Genomic DNA, 22,926 nt, shown 5'->3' on the forward strand with positions numbered 1-22,926 from the left:
ACATACACCGGCTCCTCCCCCCTTCTCACCCCCCCCCACCACGACCCCAGCACCCACCCCCCCTCTCCCCCCATCCTCCCCCTCCTCCCCCCGCCCCCCCCCCGGCACACGCCCCCACCCACCCACACACACCGACGGAGCCGCCATGCGTTCCTGCTGCACCCCCGGACACGGTGACGCGACGACCGTCGTGCTCTCCCCGGCACCACTGCCACGTGCCACGGCCGCCCAGCGGGCCGCCCGCCGGCTGATCGAGCTGCCGGGCGGGAGCTTCCTCATGGGCACCGACGACCCGGACGGCTTCCCCGCCGACGGCGAAGGACCCGTACGCGAGGCCGCCGTCGACCCGTTCCGCATCGCCCCCACGGCGGTGACCAACGCCCAGTTCGCCACCTTCGTCAAGGCCACCGGCCACGTCACCGAAGCCGAGCACTTCGGCTTCTCCTTCGTCTTCGGCGGGTTCCTGCCCGACGAGGTCGCGGCCGTGTCCCCGCCCGTGGCGGCCGTTCCCTGGTGGCGGGCGGTCTCCGGCGCGAGCTGGCGCCACCCCGAGGGCGCCGGCTCGTCCGTCACCGCGCGCCAGAACCACCCCGTCGTCCACGTCTCGTGGAACGACGCGCAGGCGTACTGCGCCTGGTCCGGGACCCGACTGCCCACCGAGACCGAATGGGAGTACGCGGCCCGCGGCGGCCTCGAGCAGCGGCGCTACCCCTGGGGCGACGAACTCTCGCCAGACGGGCGGCACATGTGCAACATCTGGCGGGGCGAGTTCCCCACCCTCAACACCGCGGAGGACGGCTACGAGGGGACGGCACCCGCGAACTCCTTCCGTCCCAACGGCTTCGGCCTCCACAACGTGGTGGGCAACGTGTGGGAGTGGTGCGCCGACTGGTTCGCCCCCGGAACCAGCCGCGTGATGCGCGGCGGCTCCTACCTCTGCCACGACTCGTACTGCAACCGCTACCGCGTCGCCGCACGCAGTTCGAACACGCCCGACAGCTCGACCGGCAACATCGGCTTCCGCGTGGCCGCCGACAACGCGCGGCCGCCACATTGACACGGCCGTCTTGACAGCGCCCGGACACGCGTCGAGACTCCAGAACAGCGAATCCTGGTGAACCGGTAGGGAATCATGGGTTGTTCTGCGCTGGACCGCGGCACCGACGGCGTCCGTAGCGCCGTCGTCCTGCCGTCGCCGCTGCTGACGTCCCGACGCCACATCGACCTCCTGCGCGTGTGCAGTGCGATGAGTCCCCGGTACCCCGGCGGCCCCGCGGCCGCCCGCCCCTGACCCTCCGCGCACCCAGCTGCCAGGTCCCGCACGCGCCGAAGCCGTCGCGGGCCGTCGCCGTACGCCCGTGACCGAGCACTCCCAGGGAGACGCATGTCCGCCACTTCCCCGCTTGCCGTGTCCTCCTTCCGCGGCAGGGTCGGCCGCGACGCGCGCAGCGGCTATCCCGCCGTGCCGCACCGCTACCGGCTCCATCTCGCGTTGTCGTGTCCGAGCTGTCTGCGGATCGCCATCACGCACAGCCTGCTCGGCCTGGAGGACGTCCTCCCGGTGACGCTGCTGTCCGCCGTGCCCGACGCTCCCGACGGCGGGCACCTGGCGCTGCGCCCGCTGTACGAGGCGAGTGCGCACCAGCATCCCGGACCGGCGGCAGCCCCGGTGCTCAGCGACGGCTGGACCGGACGGATCGTCAGCACGCACTCCCCCGACATCCTCCAGGACCTGGGCCGGCGCTTCGGCTCCCGCGGCCCGTGCCTGTACCCGGACGGCGCCGACGAGCGGATCGAGGCCATCGGCCGGCTCTGCGAGCAGGACATCAACGCGGCGGCGCAGCGCGCGGGCCGGTCCGGTACCGACGCGGCGGAGCGCCACACCGCGCTGGCCACCCTGCTGCGCGGACTCGGCGTACTCGAGCGGCAGTTCGCCTCCACGCGGCACGTGCTCGGCGAGGAGCTCACGGCCGCGGACGTGCAGGTGTGGGTGACGCTGGTGCAGCTGGACACGGTGCACCGCTGGCACCTGGACGCCGCGGCGGTCTACCGCATCACCGACCACCCGCACGTGTGGTCGTACGCCCGGCGGCTGGCGGCACATCCCGCCTTCGCCTCCCGCCTCGACCTGGACGGCATCGCCCACAGGCACCACGCGCACTGCCGGGGCACGGAGGCCGCCGGCGCGGCGGTCCGGATCCTGGACTGGACGAGCGGCGTGCAGGGCGCCGCCAGCGCCGCGCAGACGACAGCGGCCGAACGCATCGGGTACTGAGCGGGCGGGTTCAGCCGGTTGCGCGCAAGTCCGGGATGACCGTGCGGAGTTCTTCGGCGGTGAGGGCGCCGGCCCTGACGAGGGCGGGGACGGGGCCGGTCACGTCGACGATCGACGACGGTACGGAGGCGGGGGTCGGGCCGCCGTCGAGGTAGACGGCGACGCTGTCGCCGAGCATGCCCTGGGCGGCATCGCAGTCCTGCGGGGCGGGGTGACCGGTGAGGTTGGCGCTGGAGACGGCCATCGGGCCGGTGTCGCCCAGGAGTTCGAGGGTGAGGGGGTGGTGCGGCATGCGGACGGCGACCGTCCCGGCGGTGTCTCCGAGATCCCATTTCAGCGTCGGCTGGTGCCGGGCGACGAGGGTGAGTGCTCCGGGCCAGAAGGCCTCGACGAGCTTCCACGCCGTGTCGGGGAAGTCGGTGACGAGGTCGTCCAGGGCTTCCGGGGAGCCGACGAGGACGGGTGAGGGCATGTGCCGGCCCCGTCCCTTGGCCGCGAGCAGGGCGGCCACCGCCCGCTTGTCGAAGGCGTCGGCGCCGATGCCGTAGACGGTGTCGGTGGGCAGCACCACGAGTCGGCCACCTCGTACGGCCGACGCCGCCTCGCGCAGCCCGGCAGCGCGTTCGGATGACTCGGAGCAGTCGTAGCGCTCTGCCATGGATCTGTCCTTCGGTCGTGATGGGCTCGATGGTCTCCGCGGCATCGTACGCAGCGCCACGGAGCCGCCGGGCCCGTTCACCGGACCGCCGAAGCCCGGTGCCGCCTCGCACCGCGCTGCCCGTCGCGGCCGAGCCCGGGAGCGAGCGGTCTGCGCCGGTTTCAGCCGACCGGGTGATCAGCCGTGTGGGTGCGGTGGACAACGCGGCGGTGGGGATGCCGTGGGCCGTCACGAGCCGGGCGTTGCCTTCGGAGAGCCGGTAGGCGAGGCCGACGACGCCGGTGTGGCCGGCGGCGACCTGCCAGGACGCGGGAGCGGTCCAGGAGCAGATTCCACGGTGTGCCGTATGTGGGAGTCGATGAGGTCGGGATCACTCCGTCTCGGTCATCGGCGCCGAGATGGCCATGCGGGCCGGGTGGGAGCTGACCGGCAGGGAGGCAGGACACAGCAGTGCCCCGCGCCTCCGGGCTTCTGGAAGCCGGGCGATCCATCCCGGGTCATTCCGGTCAGCTGCAAGGGCACTCACGGCAAAGCCGGCCAAGTCCACAAGCAGCTCACCACCGCCTCCGCCGACGTGGAAGGTATCCACATCGCTCGTACACCGAGACACCAGCGCTCGTCTTCGGCACCACGCTGCTCCCCAGGAAGAGTGAGAGCATCACGCTCTACCTGCTCCACGCCCCGGGGGACGGCACCCTAGGGGATGCGAAGGACCTGCACCTCGGGTCTCCCGTCGAGGACCGTGGTATCCGGCCCGGCATCGACGCGCCGATCGAACCGAACGAGGAACCGCCGGGCGCCTACCCCGTGCGTCCCGAGGAGTGCGGCTGGTTCGGCCGGGTCCTCGCCCAGGCCGACGCCGCAGGCCTGATGACCCTCACCGGGGCGGCGACCCCACCGCCCCGGTACCTCACCAAGCGCCAGGGCAAAGGCCACTTCGAGACCTTCACCCACGCCGGCACCGGCATCGTCCAAGACGTCACCCACACCATCCACGGGCAGAAAATTCGTGGGCACCGATCGTCTTCCGTCTCAACGACATCCGGGTGGAGGCCTTCTCCGGCCTGGCGGAGAACCTCTTCGACCGCCTCCGGGACGGCGGCCGGTCCACCCGGAGCCCGTCCGGGCGAACCATGATGCGGTGGCGGGCGGGTCAACCCTTCCTGAGCCGCTTCGACCCGTCCTGCGGGTCGACGCCGGTGAACGCGGAGGGGTCCTTGCCGCCGCTGGGGCGCTGTGAGCGCCCTCGGGGCCCCAGGTCGTGGTGGCCCTTCTGGCCCTTGCCGGCCAGGTCCTCTCCGCTTCGCGAAGTGGACTCGACCGGGGTTCCCTCGTCGGCCTTGCGCGAGGGCTGGTCCTTACGCGTGGTCCCCTGGTTCTTTTCCGGCGTGTCGAAGGAGCGCCGGGCGCTGGGGTTGTCCTGCGTGTGCGTGGAGTCGACGTCAACCGACCATCCGTGTTGCTCGGTCCCTTCGTGTCGGCTGGGCCCTTCTCCGTGCTTGGGGTGCGACTTCGGGGTCATGAGCATTCTCCTCTCCTGGCATCCCCCGGTGGTGCCCCTGCCCCCTCAACCCGAGGTCAACCACCTTCAGCGGCGCCGGGCACCGGAAGGAGCCACTCCGAGCCCCGGAGCAACGCACCACGGGCGTGGGGCTGCGCATGAACACGGAACCCGTTCCGGCTGGGCGTATCGCTGATCCGTGGGAGCGCCTCACCCCGGACAGGCGCGGGGGTTCCTGGCCCGCTCGGGTGGACCAGTACCTCGCCGGGGACAGTGGCGGCGATGACGTCGACCGGTGGGTCCAGACGGCCTCGAATCTCCATTCGAATGGCGATGCTATGGAGCTGGCGGTGAGGGACGGCCGGCTCGTCGGTGTCCGGGGGGTGGTCGGCGAACGGGTCAACCGCGGCCGCCTCGACCCCAAGGATTTGTACGGCTGGCAGGCCATCGGCTCCCCCGGCCGGCTGACCAGGCCGCTGATCCGGGAGGACGGTATCTTGCGCGAAGCCGACTGGGACACCGCGATGGCCCGCGTCGCGGAGCGTACGCGCGCACTCCTCGACAGCCCCGGTCCCGGCTCGATCGGCCTCTACAGCAGCGGGCAGCTGTTCCTGGAGGAGTACTACGCGCCGGCCGTCCTCGCCCGTGGTGGTCTGGGGGACCAAGCATCTCGACGGGAACACCCGGCTGTGCACGCCCACGGCCGGCGAGGCGCTCAAGGAGTCCTTCGGCTGCGACGGCCGGCCCGGATCGTCCTCCGACATCGACCACGCCCCACACCATCGCGCTGTTCGGGCACGACATGGCCGAGACCCAGGGCGTGCTGTGGAGCCGGGTCCTGGGCCGCCTCGCGGGGCCTGAGCCGCCGGTCCTGCTGTGCGTGGATCCCCGTCCCGGACCGGTGCCCGATGCGGCCACCGCGCATCTCCAGCCGAAGCCGGGGACCAACCTCGCGCTCATGAACGGCCTCCTGTACGAGGTGATCGCGAACGGCTGGACCGACCAGTCCCACGGTGCAGAGCGAGCGCGCCGGTCCCGCTGCCGATTTCGAGGATGCTGGACCATCGAACGGAATCGGAGAGGGAAACACGGATGAAGGCCAAGCCGATGAGATCGGGGCCGAGGCGGAGGTCGTAATCCGCCGGACGAAGGGGGCGGCGGGCGGGAGCGGGCTCACCGCAGAGGCCCCGGTAGGCCCTTTCTCGTTGTTTCCCGCCCGGCCTCCCAGACAGCCGGCGGGAACCTGTCCCAGGCCCGATGCTCGGCCAGGGCCGCGGCAATGGTCTCTACCACGGCCGCACCGTGTTCCTCCAGGGCGATCCCCGGGTCGTCGGCTGTGATGCCGGCGGTCTCGAGCAGCTGGTCCGCGCCGTTCCAGCCGCCAATGGCCTTGCCGTGCCGGTACGCCTCGGTGAGGAGCGGGAGGACGCGCGGGTCGACGGCTTGCGGGGGCCGGACGGTACGGGCCTTGGCGTCGCGGGCGCCGTACGCGTCCGCGCCGGCCTGGGGCACGCCGGCGAGCACTCGAATTCGGTGGAGCGGGCGGTGGCGTAGGTCCGCTGGATGGTGATCGGGTCGCCGTCGGGGTCGGGGGCGCCGCCGTCGGGGCGATGGCGAGGGGCACCATGCCTGCGTCGAGGACGGCCTGCCGGGCGGTCCGTACGCCGTCCGGGTCGGCCGCGGTGTCGGCGATGATGCCGATGACGCGGCCATCGGTCGGCCAGGTGCCCCCCATCTGGGAGAGAGTGGGGCTGAGGTCGGCGGCGACGAGCGGCACGGTGGCGGCGGCCGGGAGTCCGAGGCCTGCGGCGACCTGTTCGCACAGCTGCGGGTCGATGTTCCTCACGGCACCCTGTCCGTGTCCCGGTCGGACCGGGGCCATACGTACGGCAGGTCGTCCGGTACGCCCGGGAAGCGCTCCCGGTAGAAGTCCGGATCCTTGCGCAGCAGCGCGGACTGATGGCTTCGGTGGAAGTCCGGTGCACCCAGCCACTGTGGCAGGTCCCCGTCGGCGGCCAACTGCTCCTGCGTCCGCAGGGCTCCCCCCGCCTGCCACGCCCCGAAGTCCTGGACCAGGGTGGCGGCGCAGGTATCGGCGCGCCCCGCCGCGGTCCACACGCCGCAGATCTGCAACCCGTAGCGGACGAGTGCCTCCTCGTACCCCGCCCACATCCGCACTGCGGGGTGCCTGCGCCATCCGTATCCCGGAACGACCAGGCCGCGCAGCACCTGTATGGCCTCGACCCGCTGCTTGCCGAGCCTTCGCGCGTCCAGCACAGCTGCCGAGGCCTCGAACGACGGAAACGGAAGGAACGTCTGCACCGAGTCTCCTTCCGAAACGGCGGCGACGCCGGTCCCCGCGGGCACAAGGCGAGCTTGGCAGAGGCCTCGGAGTGGCGCGCCCGCACACATCCCGTCGGACGATCGGGCCCGGTCTCCCCATGTGCCGCAACGAACGGCACGGCCCCGCTTCGCGAGGAGGGCTCCTGGTCCGAATTGCGCGAGATGCGGCGTGCTCGGGGTACGCGCACCATGACCGTGACAACACACCATCGATGAAGGGTTCCGCCATGCCCCGAGGTTCCAGCCCCAAGCGCGAGCGTCAGTACGAACACATCAAGGAGTCCGGCGAGAAGCGCGGCATGTCGGAGGGCCGCGCGAAGGAGATGGCCTCGCGAACGGTGAACAAAGAACGCGCCCGTTCCGGGGAGAGCAAGACGGCCGGCCGCAGCTCCACCCAGGGGAAGTCCGCCTCGCAGCGCGGCGGCGAGAAGTCCCGTGGCGGCGGCGGTTCGTCCGAGCGCACCAAGGACGACCTCTACCAGGAGGCGAAGAAGCGCGGCATCGAGGGCCGCTCCACAATGACCAAGCAGCAGCTCGAGAACGCCCTCGGCCACTGACGGCGCGACGCGCTCTCGGGCCGGGGCCAGCCTCGTTCCCCTGCCGATCGCTCCGGCCGCACCGCGCGCCGCGCCATGCCCATGCCGCTCCGGAAGCAGAAGGAGTCTTCGTGGCCGTCCGTCATCAGCTCATCCGGCGCCCCCCTCGAAGTGTGTGGGCCGGCCGAAGGGGTGACGACTCTGCGCGCCCACGGCCTCCACGCCCTCCTCCACCGCGCCCAACGCGTTTGACATAGGGCCAGGAGCCGCCCGGAACCGCAGTGCTGGGTAACGCCCGGGCATTCGCGCAGCCGCTTCGGCCGGGAGTACTACGGCCCTCGGTCAGGTGTCCTGGCCGGCAGCCTTCGCCTTTTCGGCGGCTCGACGCTGCACATCGCTGCTCGGAGTCAATGCGTCGCCGGCCTTGCCTGATTGTGTGGGAAGCACCGCGTCCTCCGGCTCCTGGCGGGCCGCCGGGTCGCCGCTCTCGCCGGGATCCTGCGACGGGGGGTAGGTACCGGGTCGTGCTTCCTGGTCTTGCTCATCGCGCACTGCGTTCCGGCACGTCCGTATGCCCCGCGTCTGCCCGGTTCGGCCCCCACCTCGCATCGGCCACGGACACCGGTCCTGCCCGAGCCGCCGCAGCGCCTCACGGCTTGATCGTCATCTCTGCGCACCGAGTGACGACGGATGCGAGTTCGTGCCCGTCTGCGTGCAGTCGGCGCTGCGTGCGGGCGCCGTTCCCCCGTTCGTGCAGGTGCGCGATGCCTTCCCGGACCCGCTCGTCATCGCCGTGGTCGTTCAACGCCTCGCGCACGTACTGGTACAAGGCCTCGACTGCGTCTTCGGCAGACGTCTCCCTCATGGTTTCGGGGTGCAGCAGGGGTCCGTCCAGTCCGGAGCGTCCGGCCCGCCAGGAGGCCAGTCGCAGCAGACTCGTACCGATCCGGGCCGCAGGCTGCCCGTCCTGCCAGGCGCGGGCCGTCGTCTCGACCAGGCCGCGGATGAGGGCGGCGAGCAGGACCGGCGTCGAGGCGTCCAGGCAGACGTCGGCCACCCGGACCTCCACGGTGGGGTAGGTGGCCGACAGGCGGGCGTCGAAGTAGATCATGCCCTCGTCGCGCAGCACTCCGGTGTCGAGCATCGCGCGGATCTGCTCGTGGTAGCGGTCTGCAGAGCCGAAGATGTCCACCGGGCCGGCGGACGGCCATCGGTTCCACACCCGGCTGCGGTAGCTTCCGTACCCGCTGTCCTCGCCCTGCCAGAACGGCGAGTTCGCGCTCATCGCGGTCAGGACGGCCAGCCAGGGCCTGATGCGGTCCAGGACGGCGGCGCCCTCCTCGTCCGAGGCGACCGACACGTGGACGTGGCACCCGCAGGTCAGCTGCTCCTGCGCCGTCAGTCCGAACTGCTCGCCCAGCCACCGGTAGCGTCGCCCGACGTTCAGTGACGGCTTGACGGGCAGCGGGGACGTCGCGACCGCCGCCACCACGGCGCCGGCACTCGCCGCGTGGTGGGCCGCCTCGCGGCGGATGCGGACGATCTCCTCTTGCAGTTCACCCATTTCGGTGACGGGTTTAGTGGCGAACTCCAGCTGCTCCTTCTGTAGTTCCTTCTCGAACTCGTGGTCCCGTCGACCGCCCGTGCCGGGACGCTGCCAGGCCGAGCGCTCCGCCGCCGCCAGCACGGCCCCCGACACAGCGAGCGGGGCACCACTGTGCGCGTCCACGAGCAGCAGCTCTTCTTCCACGCCTACGCTTCGCATGTCGCCGCCTGTGGATCGAACCGTCAGATGCTCCGCACCTGCCCTGCCTCCCTTCGACCATGCCACCGCCCTGCACGTTCTCCCCGGTGAAGGCCTCCCACGCTGCTGCGGTGGCCTGCTACACCGCGTCACTGGCTGCGCGGATCCGCGGCCGCTCGACGAGGGATCCGGGGTGGACCCTGACCGGGATGGCTGCCGTGGCCGTCAGCGGTGCGCTGGGCGGGCCCGTGGCCTGCCCACATGCCGTCGGAGCCCGCGGCACACCATGAGCCGAGGCGGGCCTTCTTTCACGAGGGGGGCGTTGCGGTGTGGTCAGGATGGTGGGGAGTTCGGCGGATCGTTTTGAGGCGGGCCTCCAGGAGGTGGCCCCGCCCACCGGCCACCTCGTCGACGACGTCACGTTCCACTGCGACGAAGGGCTGGTAATAGGTGGAGTTGTAAGCCTCGACGATCTGGAACGTCCAGTGGCCCGGGATGACGTTGCGGCCCACGATTTCACGCTCCACCCGATCGGCCTGCTCCTCGTGTCCCGCCTCGCGCAGGAGCCGGACCGCGTCGCCGAGCTCGAAGTCCGCAGTCCCGGTCAGCTGGTGGAACCCGTAGAGGTGACCGCGGGCCCGCTCCGTCGTTTCCAGCGCCTTTGAAAGCGCGCCCAGAGCGCGCACCGTCTTCTCGTCGACACCGTCCGGAACCTGGTGTGCCGGATCCATCTCGTGGTTGCTGTCCATGGACGATGTTCTGCCCGTTGGACGCTTCACCGGTCGGAGGGTGGGGCCAAGTGGCGTAACACAGTCTCCCCGATACTCCGCGCACGACACGGATCCTTCGCACCGTCGCAAAATACAGGCGGAATCTCCTGCCCAGCCATCAGTACAAGAAAACGAAGAAGAATCGAATGCATGTCCTGGGTGTGGTCGGGCACATGGCGCTTCGGAGGTTGATAACCATGGTTCCCTTGCTTCTCGTTCTCCTGCTGGTCCTTCTCCTCTTCGGCGCGGGTTTCGCGGTGAAGATTCTCTGGTGGGTGGCTATCGCAGTCCTGATCCTTTGGCTGATCGGCTTCGTCGCCCGGCCCAAGGGTCGTAGCGGCCGCTGGTACCGGTGGTAGCCGGCCGGCAACACCGCAGTTCGGAGACTGCATGGTGGCGACCGGGGCGGTGCCGCGACGCAACAGGCACCCTGCTCTCCTCCAAAGACCGACGGCCGTCCCGGTCCCGCAATTTTGGTTCGACCCGGGTGCGTGCAGCGGTGGAAGCGGGGCAGGCGAGCGTCCAGGTGGAAGACAGCGCATCCGCCAAGTACGACGTACGGAACAAGGAAGAACGGCACAAGGAAGAACGGCGCGGAAGCGTTTTCCCGCTGCCTTCCATTGACCGAGGAGTTGTTTTCGCGTGACTGAACATGTGTGGAGTTACAAGTCGACGTCGGGCCACCTGACCGGTACCGATCTGACCGGTTACAAGGTCGAGGCGACCGACGGGAACATCGGCAAGGTCGACAAGCACTCCGACGAGGTCGGTGACGCCTATCTGGTGGTCGACACCGGTGTATGGATCTTCGGCAAGGAGGTCCTGCTGCCGGCAAGCACCGTCGTCAAGGTCGACCCGGAGGACAAGAAGATCTTCGTCGACCGCTCCAAGGAGCAGATCAAGAACGCCCCCGAGTTCCACCGGGACAAGCACCTCGGCGACGGCGGCTACCGGGAGGAGCTGGGCACCTACTACGGCACTGGCGCCCCCTTCGGCGGCCGCCCCGCCTGATCGCATTCCCGCATGACGAGGCCGGTCCCGGCACCCCTTGGGTGCCGGGACCGGCCTCGTGACGGAGTCGGCCACTCTCGCATTCCAGGACCGGTCCGCAGCCGACTTCGACACCCCGAACAGCGGTGCCAGTTGCCGCAGAGTGAGGTTCGTCCGCCAGTACGCCGCGACCAGCAGGACCCGGTCCTCCAGCGGCAGGCCCCACGGCCGGCCCTTGCGGACGGGATCTGCACCCTCGCGCCGCAACACCGCCATCGGCTTGCCGAACTGACGCGGGCTCAGCCCGGTGACCGGGGCTGTCAAGGACGGCTCCGACGCCGTGATCACACCAGTCACAACGTGATCATCTCACCCGTGACCAGCAGTTAAGGGCCAACCCTTAGCCGTAGAAGTGCGGCACGAAGCGCTGGTTGGGGGTGGCCTGAGCACACGGCCACAGGCTGAGCACCTTGGTTTTGGTGGCCGTGGTGTTCACGCACAACTCGGTGTTCTTCTGCTTGATCATCCAGGCCCCCGGCTCCTCGCCCCAGTAGTAGATGGAGAAGACCTGGGAGCTTTGGCCCTCGCAGTCCCATTCGTTGAGGGCATCGCCGCTCTTCGCGAAGCGGCCGTTGTCGACGTCGATGCACTTGCCGGTCGACCTGTTGACGAAGTTGAAGTCATACTTGCCGCCGCCGGGAATGCTGCGCAGCTTCCACTGGGATTTCATGGGGCTCCAGGTGCCGGAGACCAGGTGCGTGCCGTTGGCGTTGCTCCCGCGTTCGAACGTGAGGTACTTGTCGTGGTCGCTGTCGCTGGTCAGCTCGACCACGGACCCGTTCGCCACCAACTGCGTGCGGAAGTAGACCGGGTAGTGGTCGGAGCCGCGGCCGCCCATACGTACCCCGCGGTAGTTCCCCAGCGCGCGCGAGGAGATCATGTAGTCGAGTTCGCCGCTGCTCTGTTGGGTTGCAAGGCCGGTGTGGTAGACCTGGGCGCCCAGACCCGCGGCGAGATGGTGCATGCCCTGGTCCGGGTCACGGTTGAAGTCGCCCATGACGGTCCACGCGCGGCCCGCCGCGGTCGCTTGGTTGCGGACCTGGCGTACCAGCTCCTCTGCTTCATTGTGCGCTCCCGAAGCCAGCGCGTGCACGTTGTAGTAGATGTCGTCGTCCATGCGCAGACCCAGCGCGGGGCGGGCGCCGGCCCTGCCGGGCGGGGCAACGTAGACCTCGTGGGCCATGGTGTGGGTAACCATGGCGAGGTTGACCCGGGTGTCTCCCAGCGGACTCATCCAGTACACGTAGCGGCTGCCCCAGCGATACAGGCGGACGGTGTAGCCGCTGCGGTTGTAGGACTGCTGGAACACCATGCCGTACAAACTCGGTTCCGACCCCGCCTCCTGGACGGCGACGATGTCGTTCTCATTGCTGAGCTGCCGGACGTCCGACCAGCGGGCGCCTTGCGAGTTGTAGGTCGCGATGGTGTGGGCATTGGGCGTGTCCGCTGCGGCCGGCGATGCCGGCAGGCCGATCAGCAAGCCGACGAGCGTGGCCATCGCCATCAGCGTGGTGAGCGTGCTGGTGCGTGGGTGTAGAACGTGGGAGCGCGGCAAGGTCGGCGCCTTTCTCAGGCAGGAGATGAGTTGGGGGACTCTTTCAGGGACCGCTGACGGTCCGCTAACGAGGCGGACCGCACCGCCTAGTACTGCCTGGGCGGGCAGGTCTCGTTGCCCCACGCGGTCGTCACGGGGCAGTCTTTGCCGGGGTCGAGCCACCCGGGAAGTTCCGCGTCAGCACTGACGCGGTGTCCGGCGCCGGTCCCGTCCGAAGCGGCGGAGGCGGCGGCGCCGCCCCATCCGATGCCCGCGGCCAGTACGAGGGCCACCAGGGCCCGGGCCGTGTTTCCCCGCATGTGCGTCAACTCCTGTTGTGTAGCCCGGCAGCGGTCGGTCCGCCGGTGTCGTGCTCTGGTCGCCAGCCGCTTGTGCCGACTGTGATCACCACTGTGCCGACCCGGCGCCGACCGCGGCAGCCCCCCGGGGCATCATGTGTGTGCCATGCACTTTTAGGAGGGGTCCCATGGACCAAACACCAGGTGACAGCGTGGCAGCGGGCATACCCGAACTGGGCAGCGCCGCGGTACTGCTCTACCGCTGGACCGTCGTCCACCAGAGACTCACCCCCGCCACCCTGTCCCGGGCCGCCGCCGAGACCGGAATCAGCGAGCACGAGAGCCACCAGGCGCTGGACTCCCTCCTCGATGCCTGCCTCCTCCAACAAGTCCCCGCCACCACCGGGGATCCCGGCGTGCGCTGGCAGCCGGTGAGCCCCCAGGCCGCCGCCGGCCAACTGCTCTCCGACCGTGACGCCGCCCTCCGCGCCCAAGAGGAAGCCCTGCGTACCCAGCGCCGCCAGATCCAGGAGCAGCACGACGGCCTCGCGGCCCTGATGCCCGTCTACCTCCAGGCCCGCCAGCACGCCTTCCCGCAGGGCACCATCGACCACCTGCCCGACCAGTTCGCCGTCCGTACCCTGCTTACCGACGTCATCGACTCCTGCCGCAGCGAGGTCCTGGTGTCCAAGCACGGCGGCGCCTTCCCACCTGCCGCCCTGCGCGAAGCACTCCCCCGCGACCTCGCCCTCCTCCAGCGCGGCATCCGCATGCGCAGCCTCTACCAGCACGCCATCCGCTTCGACCAGCCCACCCGCACCCACGCCGAACACCTCGTCGCCGCCGGCGCCCAGATCCGCACCCTGCCCGAAGTACTCCCCCAAATGATCATCGTGGACCAGGTCCTGGCGCTGCTCCCGGCCCAGTCCGGCGGCGCCCTGATCATCCGCGAACCCGACCTCCTCGCCTACCTCCTGGACGTCTTCGAACGCGACTGGGCCCACGCCACCCCTTACGCCACCGGCCCCCACGCCGCACAAGGCGTCTCCCAGACCATGAGGCGGACCATCCTCGTCATGCTCGCCAAAGGCCTCAAGGACGACACCATCGCCCGCCGCCTCGGTATCTCCCTGCGTACCTGCCGCCGGCACGTCTCCGAACTCCTTGAGACCCTCGGTGCTCGCAGCCGCTTCGAAGCAGGCGTCATCGCCGAACGACAAGGACTCACCCACCATTCGGCATCCCCGCCGCCGCCACCGCCTGCCCCCGCCCCCGTTATGGAAGCCGCCCCGGACACCGCCCGGCCCGGCCCTGCACCCTCGTGCCCGGTCTGCGGTGGGAGCCTGCCCGCACGGACCCCAGGATCCACCGGCCGACCGGCCCGCTACTGCTCCCCCAAATGCCGCTCCAGCGCCTACCGCACACGAAAATCCCCGGAAGCACTACCGGAGGACAACACCGCACGCACGTCACGAAACCCGTCACCCGCGTGACGAAACTCCCCTATGGACCGGACTACCGCCGATGCGCGGGCCGCTTGGGACCTGCGGCTGGGCCGGGTCCCGCCGCCACCTTTAGTTTGGTCTCCTCGCCGGTGTCGTAGCCCTTCACGATGTCGCCCAGGTCCACCTCTTTCGCCCCGAGCTTCACGGCTGCGCGGACGCGAGGCCATCTCGCCGGAAGAACCGGCGATCTAGGTGACATCTGTCGCTGCGACGTGACAGCTATCTCGAGCAGTCACAGTTAGGCAAGCCCATGTGGGCCTGGGCCGACGACAGTCGCACCGGAAGGGCTTCGGCCCGGGTCGGGTCTCAGGGGGTGCCACAGCCGCCAGCCCTTGGCGGCGAGCGGCTGGACGGCCTCCCAGCAGGATCACCACGCTCACCAGCCTCGTCGCATTGGCCGTCTCGCTGTACAACTTCATCGTGCTGCGGCAGCCCGAAGTGGATGTGACGTTGCCCCATCTGGTGCGGATCGAGCCTCGAGGGCCGGGAGGCAACGTCCACCTCTTCATGCCCCTTCGTGGTCAGCCAGGACAGCCCCCAGCAGCCGACGATCCTCTTCAACGCCCTCGGCTGGTCCGTCAAGGCAGGACGCTACGACGGCGTGCTCGAACTCCAGCGGGCCAGCAGCCGAAAGCCGATCGAGAAGCCGTTCTGCCTCGACATCTCCACACAGGCCATCAATACGTACGCCAGCTCGCCCGAACGTTCGTTCTTCGAACTCCGCAACGACGTACCTATAGGCACGGCCACCCACACCGGCTGCTAACACAGCTAGGACTGATCAGGCGAGGCTAGCCCGGGGTTCCGCCACACGATGTAGCAGCGATCAGGCTCCCCTGCTCCGTGCAGCTGGCACGGCCGGTGCGGTGCAGGTGCACCGGCCACCCCTTCCAGAGTCCAGGAGACCGCTGCCGGGCCGAGCATCATCAATCAGAATTGGGTCCCGCAGTTGGGGAGCCGGGGCAGTTCGATCTCGCCGAACTGGATACCGACCAGGTTCACGTTTCTGCCTCCTTGGCCGGGAGCCCGATCACCTCAGAGTAGAAGGCCGGTGCAACCCGGCCCCGGCCCGAGTGCCGGCGCTTCAGCGCGCCGCGCACCAGCCCTCGCCGCGGCGCGGCAGGATGGGGCCCCGTGGGTCCGGAGCCTTCGGGTGACGGGAGCAGCACATTGATCAACGTTGACGTCCAGCGCTGTGGCAGCTCGATTCTGGTCAGCGCCACTGGGGAGCTCGACGAGGGTGCGGGAGAGGTGCTCCAGCGGGCCTTGGACCACGTGACCATGGACGAGCGAGATCTCCTGGTGGACCTGCGCGCCGTCGCGGCCATGGACGTCGACGGACTGCTCCACCTCCTGAACCTCCACCGGCGCGCAGAGCGCATGCGCCTACGGGTGCTGGTCACCGGCTGGCAGCCCCAGCCACAGCAGTGCATGGCCACCGTGGCCGGCATCCCCGGGCCCAGAGCGGCCACCGGGGAGCGCTACGCCCTGGCAGGCTTCCGCCGACTCCTCGAGGAGAAGGCGCAGCGCGCACGGGAGCGCTCCGACTTCGCCGACGGCTGGCTGCCCCGCATCTAACTGGGCGACCTCGGGCATCGGCCCCTCGGAGTGGTGGCCCGCTTTTCCTGACGGCAAGTGCCTGCACCAGCAGCTTCCTGGGGCAGGCACTCTGCACCACGGCGGGTACGGCGCTTGGAACAGAACGGGTGTCGCTAGGCGGCGGGTTGGGGCTGGTGCAGTTCTGCCTGGCCGAAGAGGAGTGCGTAGCCGCCGGGGAGGTGGCGCAGGATCCGGGCGAGGAGGTCGGGGCCGGCGAGGCGTGTGACGACGGCGAGTACGGCGCCGGTGTCCCAGCGAGCGACGGCCGGGCTGGTTCCGGTGCGAGTGGCCATGTCCTTCACGAAGCCCCAGCCGGTGAGCTGTTCGGTGGCGGGGATCTGGGCGGTCAGGGCGAGGGCGGCCTCGACGGGCAGGCATTGTGCGAGGTCGACGCGTTCGTCTCCGACGAGCTGGCGGCCGAGGGAGGCAAGGACGGCGCGGACGGCTTCCTCGGCGCGTTCGCGGGTGGGGTAGGCGCCTTCGTAGCGCACGCGTTCCAGCATCTGGTCGAACGTCATGGCCGCGAGGGACGGGTTCGGTCGAGGCTGGTCGTACATGGTGCTGCGGTTGCCTTTCTCTTCGAGGTTTCGGTTTCCGGCCGGTGTCAGGTGGGCTGGGGGTGGCCGAAGAGGAGGTCGTAGCCGGGCGGGAGCTGGAGCAGAACCTCCCGCATGAGGACGTCACCCGCTGCAGCGGCCACGATGGACAGGACCGCGCCGACGTCCCACAGGGCCGTCTTCTCGGTGGCGCCCTCGATCCAGGCAGCGGTCGCACGGACGAAGCGTTCCGGGGAGAGCGGCTCTGCCGCCTGCAACGGGTTGAGCAGGATCAGGGCGTAGGTCTCGGGGAGCCGGGCAGCGAGTGCGGCGCGCACGCTACCGACCAGGTGCGCGCCCAGCAGAGCCAGGACGACGCGGGCCGCCCGTTCGGCTTCCTCGCTGGTGCGGTACTCGCCGCGTTCGCGGACGTGCTCCAGGAATGCTTGCGGGCGCATCGGCATCACGTCACCTCCGGGGGAGGCAGGGGGCTCGACAGAGGGCGGACCAGTGTGAGCGGAGGACGGGGTACCGGAGGGGGATCGGTTTCCCCGTCCTCCGCCGCTGGCGAGGGGGCGGTCAGCCGGAGATCTGCTTGCGGCCGGACTCGCCGCCGATGCTGATCTTCCGCGGCTTGGCGCGCTCGGCGATCGGGATCCGCAGGGTCAGGACACCCGCGTCGTAGTCGGCTTCGATGCGCTCGGTGTCGAGGGTGTCGGCCAGCATGATCTGGCGGGAGAAGACACCCAGGGGCCGCTCGGAGAGCTCCATCTGCACGCTCTCGGACTTGCCCGTCGGCCGGCGCTCGGCCTTGACGGTCAGCATGTTCCGCTCGACGTCGATGTCGATCGCCTCGGTGCTCACACCAGGCAGGTCGAAGGCGATCACATAGGCGTCGCCGTCGCGGTAGGCGTCCATCGGCATCACGGACGGCTTCGACCAGGTCCCGGTCGTACCGGACATCTGCTGGAAGATCCGGTCCATCTCGCGGAACGGGTCAGTGCGCATCAACATCGCGAAACACCTCCAGTTGGTAGCGGCAGGAACTGCCAATGCGCTTCAACGTGCCTCTGTTGTAACATGTCATCGAATCGATGACAAGCAGGCAGTCATCTGGAGGATGACAAGCGACGGAGAGTGACATGAATAAACTGCCAGCGCCGGTTCCCTTCCTCGCGGCGGCCGCGGCTCTGGAAGCCATCGACCGCGCGGTCAAGGACGCGCAGCAACCGGAAGCGGACCCACCCACAACCCCGGGCCCTGCCGGCGGGTCGGGCCCCCACCCGGCCCTGGCCGCGCTGCTGACGCTGCGCGAAGTCCGCGAGCAGCTCGCCGGCTGGGAGAGCGGCCTGATCGAAGCCGCCCGCGGAGCAGGCGCCAGCTGGGCCGACCTCGCCGCCCCCCTCGGGGTCGCCAGCCGCCAAGCCGCGGAGCGCCGCTACCTGCGTTTGCGGCCCGGCGCCGCCGGAAGCACCGCCGAGCAGCGCGTCCAGGCCACCCGCGACACGCGCGCCGCCGACCGCACCGTGACCGCATGGGCCCGCGACAACGCGGCCGACCTGCGCCGTCTCGCCGGCCAGATCACCGCCCTCACCAGCCTGCCCACCAGCGCCGAGGGCGCCATCGGTGACCTGAACCTGGCCCTGGCCGACAACGACGCCGCCCGCCTCGTGCGCCCCCTGGCCGACACCCGCGACCATCTGAGGCCCGAGAACCCCGAACTCGCCGAACGCATCGACGCCCTGACCCGGCACACCGACCAGCTCCGCCAGGACACGCACGACCAGCGCAGCACGTGACCCCCAACGTGGTCGCAGGCGCACAAAGGCGCTCTGAGGAAGATTCCAGGGTTCATTGCGTCTCGCGAGAGACCGGGACTCCCGTGTCGTCTTGCCTGGTTGGGCGTGAGATCCATGGAATGCACCGGCCGCCCCAGGCGGCCCTCGTGGGTGCCGGCCCCCGTCCCCTCTCAGCGACGGGGCCGGCACCGACCTCGTTCGTTCGGGACAGGTGCCATCTGAGCGGACGGATCTGGGCGTGCGGGACGACCGTGGTTGGGCCTCGTTCCGCACACCCACCGTTTCTGAGGCCAGCGAGGCACTGAGAGCGGAGATCGTCCTGGCTGTGAGATCGGGCAACGATTCACAGATCCGTCGGCTACCGGCCCGTCTGGCAGTGGTGCTGATGTTCCTGTGCCTCTGCGCTTGCAGCAGCGGCTATATGACGAGGTTCCTGGCTGCCTCGCGGGGCGGCCGGCCCTGCGCTGCCGAAGGGGCGCGCCGGCCGTGGAACCCGTGACCGGCGCTCATCCGCCACCTCACCGCGATGCCGCAGTGGAGGAACGGCGACGCGCGCTGGGAGAGGGAAGCGGCGTCGAACGCCGGGCAGAGGCACTTGCTGCGGTTCCAGCGCATGCGACTGTGCCACTAATGCCGCGTCCCACGGTCCTACGCCCGACCCCATCACGAGAGGGCACTCCATCGACGGGGTATGCATCGTTCCAGTGAAGACAGCGAGAGGGAACCTATGAACGGTGAGGGCCCCATGCAGTGGCCTCTCCCGGAGGCTCATGGCCTTCCGGCACGTCACCTTGTAGAGGGGACCTTGGCCCCCATCGTCGTTCTCGACACGCAGCTGCGCCATTTGTACGTCAACCCGGCATGGGTTCGGGTCACCGGCATGCCCGCCACTGCCTTCCTGGGACGCACGCTCGGAGAAGTGCTGCCGAACCTCCAGCGCCCGGACGACGTCCTGCTTGAGGTACTCGCAGACGGGCAACCTCGGGAGGCAACCATTGCAGGAACGACAGAGGTCTCTTCGCCCTTGGGGCAAAGGCTCTGGCGTGCGGTCTATCACCGGGTGGATCTGCCAGGACGGGACGCCTGCCTGTGCGGGATCGGCGTGGAGATCAGCAATCTGCGCCGCTATCTGGACGACCTGGAGACCGCGCACCAACGGCTTGCCCTGCTGGATGCCGCGGCCGCGCGCGTCGGCACGACACTGGACATCGAAACCACGTGCCAGGAGCTCGTTGACTTCCTGACCCCCTCGCTCGCCGACATGGCCGCGGTGGGCATCGTCGAAGAGGAGTTCACCGGTGCTCCCCCGCCTCCTCCCGGCTACCTGCGGCTGCGCAAGGTGAGAGGCTCAGCGCCTCCTGGGATGGAATGGGTGCTGCACCAGCTGGGCGGACCAGGACCATACATCGACGTTCCCCGTGGCGCCGCCACACGGCATTGTTTGGACAGCGGGCGGCCATGGCTGGGCAACCTGGCCTCGGACGAGCTGTTCCAGAAGGTGACGGTGGACCCCCAACGGACCAAGATCTTCCGCGCGGCCGGCATCCACTCGCTTCTCCTCACCCCGCTGATCACGGCAGGCCGCCCGGTCGGCGTCGTCCTTCTGGGCCGGGCCGGCGCATCTCAGCCCTTTGATGACAACGACCTCGTGACGCTCCAGGCGCTGGCCAGCCGGGCCGCCGTCTCCATCGACAGCGCGCGCCGGTACAGCTACGAACACGCCATGGCGCTGGAACTCCAGCGGGCCCTGCTGTCCGAACCCCGCACCCCCCACCCCGCCGTGGAAGTGGCCGCCCGCTACCTCCCCTCCGGCCGCAGCGTCCTCGTCGGTGGAGACTGGTACGACTCGATTCCCCTGCCGGACTCCCGCACCTTGCTGGTCATGGGCGATGTGATGGGCCACGGCTTCCAGGCCGCTGTCGCCATGAGCCAGTACCGCTCCCTGTTGCGCACCATTGCCGCTTCCGGTGCGGGCGTCGACAAGATCCTCGACGAATTCGATCGCCAGGTCGCGCACCTCGGCCTGGACCGCCTCGCCACCTGCCTACTCGTGGTCATGGATCCCGGTGCGGACACCTGCACGGCGGCCAGTGCCGGGCATCTGCCGCCCGCCGCCGTGCGACCGGACGGCAGCATCGAGGTCCTGTGGCTCCCGGCCGGCCCGCCCATCGGCACCGGACTCGGTGGCTACGAATCGCTCACCGTACGAATGGACCGCGGCACCACTCTGCTGCTCTACACCGACGGCCTGGTGGAACGACGCGGCACCGACATCGACATCTCGGTGCTGGCGCTCGAGACGCTGAGCCTGCCAGCGGACGGTCATCTCGGCGACATGCTCGACACGTTCCTTGCCCGCCTGGCGAACGGTGCGTACGAGGACGACGTCGCGATCCTCGCCGCTCGCCAGCGCGACGGAAATGAATGACCTTCCCGTCAATCTTCCCTACGTTACCTGCGGGACCGGGCGAGCCCTTCGTACGGTTCTCCCACCCGCCGCGGCGTCGGGTGGGCTTCCAAACTTCTGCCGCTTGTAGCTTCCATCGATTGGCCAGCCAGCGCGGCGCTCGACGCTGGACGGGCACGCAACACCGCTGCCCCAACGAGCGGAAAACGGTTCGACCCGTCTTCGCGCGGGGCGAACAGCCTGCCGCCCCCCTTCCACTGCCTGCGGAGTCTCAGATCTGGGGCACGTCCGTGGGAGGCATCGGATCGCGGCCGTGCCATTCGCAGAGCAGCACGGTGGCGTCGTCGCCGAGTTTTCCGTCGTGGTGACGAAGGACCGCATGGACCAGCCGGCGCAGGGTTTCCGGGACGGGCAGGGCGTCGGCCTGGCGGCGGATGATGAACTCCACGAACTGGTCGAGTCCGAACTCACGGCCTCTGCGGTCCCGGGCTTCGGTGATGCCGTCGGTATAGAGGATGAGCCGGTCGCCCGGCTCCAGCTGTTCGCGGTGCACTTCAGCGGGCAGAGCAAGATCCGTACCCAGCGGGTGGCTGGGCGGGCGCTCCAACGACGTGGTCCGACGGCCCGCCCGGATCAGGAGAGGCGGGGGGTGGCCGCAGTTGATCCACGACAGGAGCCCACTGTCCAGGTCGAGGTCGGCCAGGATTGCGGTGGCATACCGATCGCGATGGAACTGGTCGATCAGCACCGCTTCGATGCTCTCGCGCGCCTGGCTCAGGCCGGCACCTTGGCGACGTTGGTTGCGGCAGGTGGCCATGGCCAGGGTGGCGGTCAGGCCGGCTGCGGTGTCATGTCCCATGGCATCAAAGATCGACAGATGGGCGATGTGGGCGGCCAGGGCGTAGTCGAATGCGTCACCGGCTGTGGCGTACGCCGGTTCCATCGCGGCGGCGATGGTCACACGTGGGCTGGCGAACGTACGGGGCGGCATCAGTGTCCATTGCATCTCCGCTGACACCGTCATGGGCTGCAGACGGGTCAGGCGGGCGTATGAGTCGCTGTGGGAGCGGCTCGATACCAGCAGGAGGCCCACGAGCGAGGCGAGGTCGGTCATCGCTTCCAGCATCGCCTGATCCGGCGGCGCCGGGGGCAGGACGGACATGACGCCCAGGCGCTCGGTGCCGTCCAGCAGGGGCAGCCAATGACGTTGGTCGGCCTCGCCGGCGCCGGTACAGGGGTGCATGCTCTGGAAAGCCCGGCCGGCCAGCGTCCCGTCGATACGCAGCGCCTCTCCGTTCTGTCCGGCGTCCAGGCCTTCGCCGGTGACTTCCCGCAGCATGTCCTCGCGCAGGTCGCAGATGTACAGACGTACCTGACCGAGGCCACCGCGAGCAGCCTGCTCCGCCACGACGGCAGGCAGCTGCTCGAAGGCAGTGACGTGACTTGCTCTGAGCAAAGCGGTGAACATGCCGTTTCGGGGGTCGGGCACAGAGATCCCTTCCGGCCTCCTGCACTTCCCCGGCCACGACTGCCGGAGAGCAATGGGACACCCATCCCAGCCGACCTGGGCCCGAGTGTCGTTGAGACACCCCCAAGACGCCGGGTCAGGGCTCGAGAACCACTCCGGGGCACCAGTGGGGACGGCCGACGGGCATGAGCGAGCCGCTGTCCGGACCCCCTAGCGCATCTTCGTGGCGCGCAGCCGGGCGACACAACGATTCACAGATTCGCCGGCTGCAGGCCCGTGGCGCAGTGGTTATCGCTGGTCCCGTGCGTCTGCGATTGCGGCAGCGGCTCTATGACGAGGTTCCTGGCTGACCTCGCGGGGCCGGCGGCCCCGCGCTGCCGAGGAGGGCGCGGGCAGACAGGGGAACGGGTGACCGGCGCGCATCGGCGACGTCGCATCTGCCGGGAGTGCATCTCCCCCACCCGCCCCGACCGCGGTTGCCTTGCGATGATCACCCCGGTAGGCAAAGAGGAAGCGCACCGAGAGTGTGCTGTGGTCGGCCCGCTCGACGGGAGCAGCGGCCGTGGACTTCAGGTGGCGGTCGTCGTCGGGGATGATTCGGCGGCGCGGCGGTATTCGGCGTTGATGCGCTGGGCTTCCTCGAGTTGGTCCTCGAGGATGATGATGCGGCAGGCGGCCTCGATGGGAGTGCCCTGGTCGACGAGTTCCCGCGCTCGGGCGGCGATGCGCAGTTGGTAGCGGGAGTATCGGCGGTGGCCGCCCGCGGAGCGCAGCGGGGTGACCAGTCGGGCTTCGCCGATGGCGCGGAGGAAGCCCTGGGTGGTGCCGAGCATCTCGGCTGCCCGGCCCATCGTGTAGGCGGGGTAGTCGTCGTCGTCAAGACGGCCGAACGAGTCGTCTGC

Annotated in this window: 24 protein-coding genes and 2 pseudogenes; 12 read left to right on the forward strand and 14 right to left on the reverse strand. The window is 69.7% G+C overall.

Going from position 1 to position 22,926, the window contains the following annotated elements; all coding sequences use genetic code 11:
- Positions 1-145: 145 nt before the first annotated feature.
- The 3 genes from ACZ49B_RS37465 to ACZ49B_RS37475 all read left to right on the forward strand — a co-directional run bounded on the left by ACZ49B_RS37465 (position 146) and on the right by ACZ49B_RS37475 (position 2,275).
- Positions 146-1,057 carry a formylglycine-generating enzyme family protein gene (locus ACZ49B_RS37465; RefSeq protein WP_468315305.1) on the forward strand — a complete coding sequence of 304 codons (912 nt, stop codon included), beginning with the start codon at positions 146-148 and terminating at the stop codon, positions 1,055-1,057.
- Between the two features lie 75 nt (positions 1,058-1,132).
- Entirely contained in the window at positions 1,133-1,291 is a 159-nt protein-coding gene (locus ACZ49B_RS37470) for a putative leader peptide (RefSeq protein ID WP_468315308.1), read from the forward strand.
- A gap of 93 nt (positions 1,292-1,384) precedes the next feature.
- A complete protein-coding gene (locus ACZ49B_RS37475; protein WP_468315311.1) occupies positions 1,385-2,275 on the forward strand; it encodes a glutathione S-transferase C-terminal domain-containing protein in 891 nt (296 codons plus the stop codon).
- Between the two features lie 10 nt (positions 2,276-2,285).
- Here the strand turns inward: ACZ49B_RS37475 and ACZ49B_RS37480 are convergent, their stop codons facing one another.
- Together ACZ49B_RS37480 and ACZ49B_RS37485 are read right to left on the reverse strand one after the other, a co-directional pair.
- A complete protein-coding gene (locus tag ACZ49B_RS37480; protein ID WP_468315313.1) occupies positions 2,286-2,933 on the reverse strand; it encodes an L-threonylcarbamoyladenylate synthase in 648 nt (215 codons plus the stop codon).
- Between the two features lie 1,153 nt (positions 2,934-4,086).
- Positions 4,087-4,455 carry a hypothetical protein gene (locus ACZ49B_RS37485; protein ID WP_468315316.1) on the reverse strand — a complete coding sequence of 123 codons (369 nt, stop codon included), beginning with the start codon at positions 4,453-4,455 and terminating at the stop codon, positions 4,087-4,089.
- A 137-nt stretch (positions 4,456-4,592) separates the two neighbouring features.
- On the opposite strand from ACZ49B_RS37485, the pseudogene ACZ49B_RS37490 reads away from it, so the two are divergent.
- A pseudogene (locus tag ACZ49B_RS37490) lies at positions 4,593-5,446 on the forward strand (molybdopterin-dependent oxidoreductase); the annotation flags it as partial.
- A 161-nt stretch (positions 5,447-5,607) separates the two neighbouring features.
- On the opposite strand, the gene ACZ49B_RS37495 reads toward ACZ49B_RS37490, so the two are convergent.
- Together ACZ49B_RS37495 and ACZ49B_RS37500 are read right to left on the reverse strand one after the other, a co-directional pair.
- A complete protein-coding gene (locus ACZ49B_RS37495; RefSeq protein ID WP_468315319.1) occupies positions 5,608-5,958 on the reverse strand; it encodes a hypothetical protein in 351 nt (116 codons plus the stop codon).
- Positions 5,959-6,276: 318 nt separating this feature from the next.
- On the reverse strand, positions 6,277-6,756 hold the full coding sequence (locus ACZ49B_RS37500; RefSeq protein WP_468315322.1) for an MSMEG_6728 family protein: 480 nt from the start codon (positions 6,754-6,756) through the stop codon (positions 6,277-6,279).
- A gap of 248 nt (positions 6,757-7,004) precedes the next feature.
- Here ACZ49B_RS37500 and ACZ49B_RS37505 point away from each other — a divergent pair, with 248 nt between their 5' ends.
- Positions 7,005-7,334 carry a plasmid stabilization protein gene (locus ACZ49B_RS37505; RefSeq protein ID WP_468315325.1) on the forward strand — a complete coding sequence of 110 codons (330 nt, stop codon included), beginning with the start codon at positions 7,005-7,007 and terminating at the stop codon, positions 7,332-7,334.
- Between the two features lie 628 nt (positions 7,335-7,962).
- On the opposite strand, the gene ACZ49B_RS37510 is transcribed toward ACZ49B_RS37505, so the two are convergent.
- Positions 7,963-9,078 carry a glutamate--cysteine ligase gene (locus ACZ49B_RS37510; protein ID WP_468315329.1) on the reverse strand — a complete coding sequence of 372 codons (1,116 nt, stop codon included), beginning with the start codon at positions 9,076-9,078 and terminating at the stop codon, positions 7,963-7,965.
- A 287-nt stretch (positions 9,079-9,365) separates the two neighbouring features.
- The gene (locus tag ACZ49B_RS37515) at positions 9,366-9,806 is read right to left on the reverse strand and encodes a hypothetical protein (protein WP_468315332.1); all 441 of its coding nucleotides are present in this window, start codon (positions 9,804-9,806) and stop codon (positions 9,366-9,368) included.
- A 218-nt stretch (positions 9,807-10,024) separates the two neighbouring features.
- Here ACZ49B_RS37515 and ACZ49B_RS37520 point away from each other — a divergent pair, with 218 nt between their 5' ends.
- Complete coding sequence (locus ACZ49B_RS37520; protein WP_468315335.1) at positions 10,025-10,186, forward strand: hydrophobic protein; 162 nt, start codon at positions 10,025-10,027, stop codon at positions 10,184-10,186.
- Positions 10,187-10,469: 283 nt separating this feature from the next.
- The gene (locus ACZ49B_RS37525) at positions 10,470-10,838 is read left to right on the forward strand and encodes a ribosome maturation factor RimM (protein WP_468315338.1); all 369 of its coding nucleotides are present in this window, start codon (positions 10,470-10,472) and stop codon (positions 10,836-10,838) included.
- A gap of 90 nt (positions 10,839-10,928) precedes the next feature.
- Here ACZ49B_RS37525 and ACZ49B_RS37530 read toward each other — a convergent pair.
- The 3 genes and pseudogenes from ACZ49B_RS37530 to ACZ49B_RS37540 all read right to left on the reverse strand — a co-directional run.
- A pseudogene (locus ACZ49B_RS37530) lies at positions 10,929-11,174 on the reverse strand (helix-turn-helix domain-containing protein); the annotation flags it as partial.
- A 43-nt stretch (positions 11,175-11,217) separates the two neighbouring features.
- Positions 11,218-12,375, reverse strand: a complete 1,158-nt coding sequence (locus ACZ49B_RS37535) for an RICIN domain-containing protein (RefSeq protein ID WP_468315341.1) — start codon at positions 12,373-12,375, stop codon at positions 11,218-11,220.
- 143 nt (positions 12,376-12,518) lie between these two features.
- The gene (locus ACZ49B_RS37540; RefSeq protein ID WP_468315343.1) at positions 12,519-12,731 is read right to left on the reverse strand and encodes a hypothetical protein; all 213 of its coding nucleotides are present in this window, start codon (positions 12,729-12,731) and stop codon (positions 12,519-12,521) included.
- A 167-nt stretch (positions 12,732-12,898) separates the two neighbouring features.
- Between ACZ49B_RS37540 and ACZ49B_RS37545 the strand changes: the two genes are divergently transcribed.
- The 3 genes from ACZ49B_RS37545 (at position 12,899) to ACZ49B_RS37555 (ending at position 15,793) form a co-directional block, all read left to right on the forward strand.
- Entirely contained in the window at positions 12,899-14,203 is a 1,305-nt protein-coding gene (locus ACZ49B_RS37545) for a helix-turn-helix transcriptional regulator (protein ID WP_468315346.1), read from the forward strand.
- A 529-nt stretch (positions 14,204-14,732) separates the two neighbouring features.
- Positions 14,733-14,981 carry a hypothetical protein gene (locus ACZ49B_RS37550; RefSeq protein ID WP_468315348.1) on the forward strand — a complete coding sequence of 83 codons (249 nt, stop codon included), beginning with the start codon at positions 14,733-14,735 and terminating at the stop codon, positions 14,979-14,981.
- Between the two features lie 404 nt (positions 14,982-15,385).
- A complete protein-coding gene (locus ACZ49B_RS37555; protein ID WP_468315351.1) occupies positions 15,386-15,793 on the forward strand; it encodes an STAS domain-containing protein in 408 nt (135 codons plus the stop codon).
- A 134-nt stretch (positions 15,794-15,927) separates the two neighbouring features.
- Here the strand turns inward: ACZ49B_RS37555 and ACZ49B_RS37560 are convergent, their stop codons facing one another.
- From ACZ49B_RS37560 to ACZ49B_RS37570, 3 genes are all read right to left on the reverse strand, one after another.
- On the reverse strand, positions 15,928-16,371 hold the full coding sequence (locus ACZ49B_RS37560) for a DUF2267 domain-containing protein (RefSeq protein WP_468315354.1): 444 nt from the start codon (positions 16,369-16,371) through the stop codon (positions 15,928-15,930).
- A 47-nt stretch (positions 16,372-16,418) separates the two neighbouring features.
- The gene (locus ACZ49B_RS37565) at positions 16,419-16,814 is read right to left on the reverse strand and encodes a DUF2267 domain-containing protein (RefSeq protein ID WP_468315357.1); all 396 of its coding nucleotides are present in this window, start codon (positions 16,812-16,814) and stop codon (positions 16,419-16,421) included.
- Between the two features lie 115 nt (positions 16,815-16,929).
- On the reverse strand, positions 16,930-17,364 hold the full coding sequence (locus tag ACZ49B_RS37570; protein WP_468315360.1) for an Hsp20/alpha crystallin family protein: 435 nt from the start codon (positions 17,362-17,364) through the stop codon (positions 16,930-16,932).
- 128 nt (positions 17,365-17,492) lie between these two features.
- Here ACZ49B_RS37570 and ACZ49B_RS37575 point away from each other — a divergent pair, with 128 nt between their 5' ends.
- Positions 17,493-18,149 carry an HSP18 transcriptional regulator gene (locus tag ACZ49B_RS37575; RefSeq protein WP_468315363.1) on the forward strand — a complete coding sequence of 219 codons (657 nt, stop codon included), beginning with the start codon at positions 17,493-17,495 and terminating at the stop codon, positions 18,147-18,149.
- 745 nt (positions 18,150-18,894) lie between these two features.
- Positions 18,895-20,577 (forward strand): SpoIIE family protein phosphatase, encoded by a 1,683-nt coding sequence (locus tag ACZ49B_RS37580; protein ID WP_468315366.1) that lies wholly within the window; start codon positions 18,895-18,897, stop codon positions 20,575-20,577.
- 250 nt (positions 20,578-20,827) lie between these two features.
- On the opposite strand, the gene ACZ49B_RS37585 is transcribed toward ACZ49B_RS37580, so the two are convergent.
- Positions 20,828-22,024 carry a PP2C family protein-serine/threonine phosphatase gene (locus tag ACZ49B_RS37585; RefSeq protein WP_468315376.1) on the reverse strand — a complete coding sequence of 399 codons (1,197 nt, stop codon included), beginning with the start codon at positions 22,022-22,024 and terminating at the stop codon, positions 20,828-20,830.
- 569 nt (positions 22,025-22,593) lie between these two features.
- Positions 22,594-22,926, reverse strand: a 333-nt coding sequence (locus ACZ49B_RS37590) for a MerR family transcriptional regulator (RefSeq protein ID WP_468315369.1), incomplete at its 5' end; no start/stop codon positions are given.

The sequence above is a fragment of the Streptomyces sp. NPDC031132 genome (genome assembly GCF_055570595.1).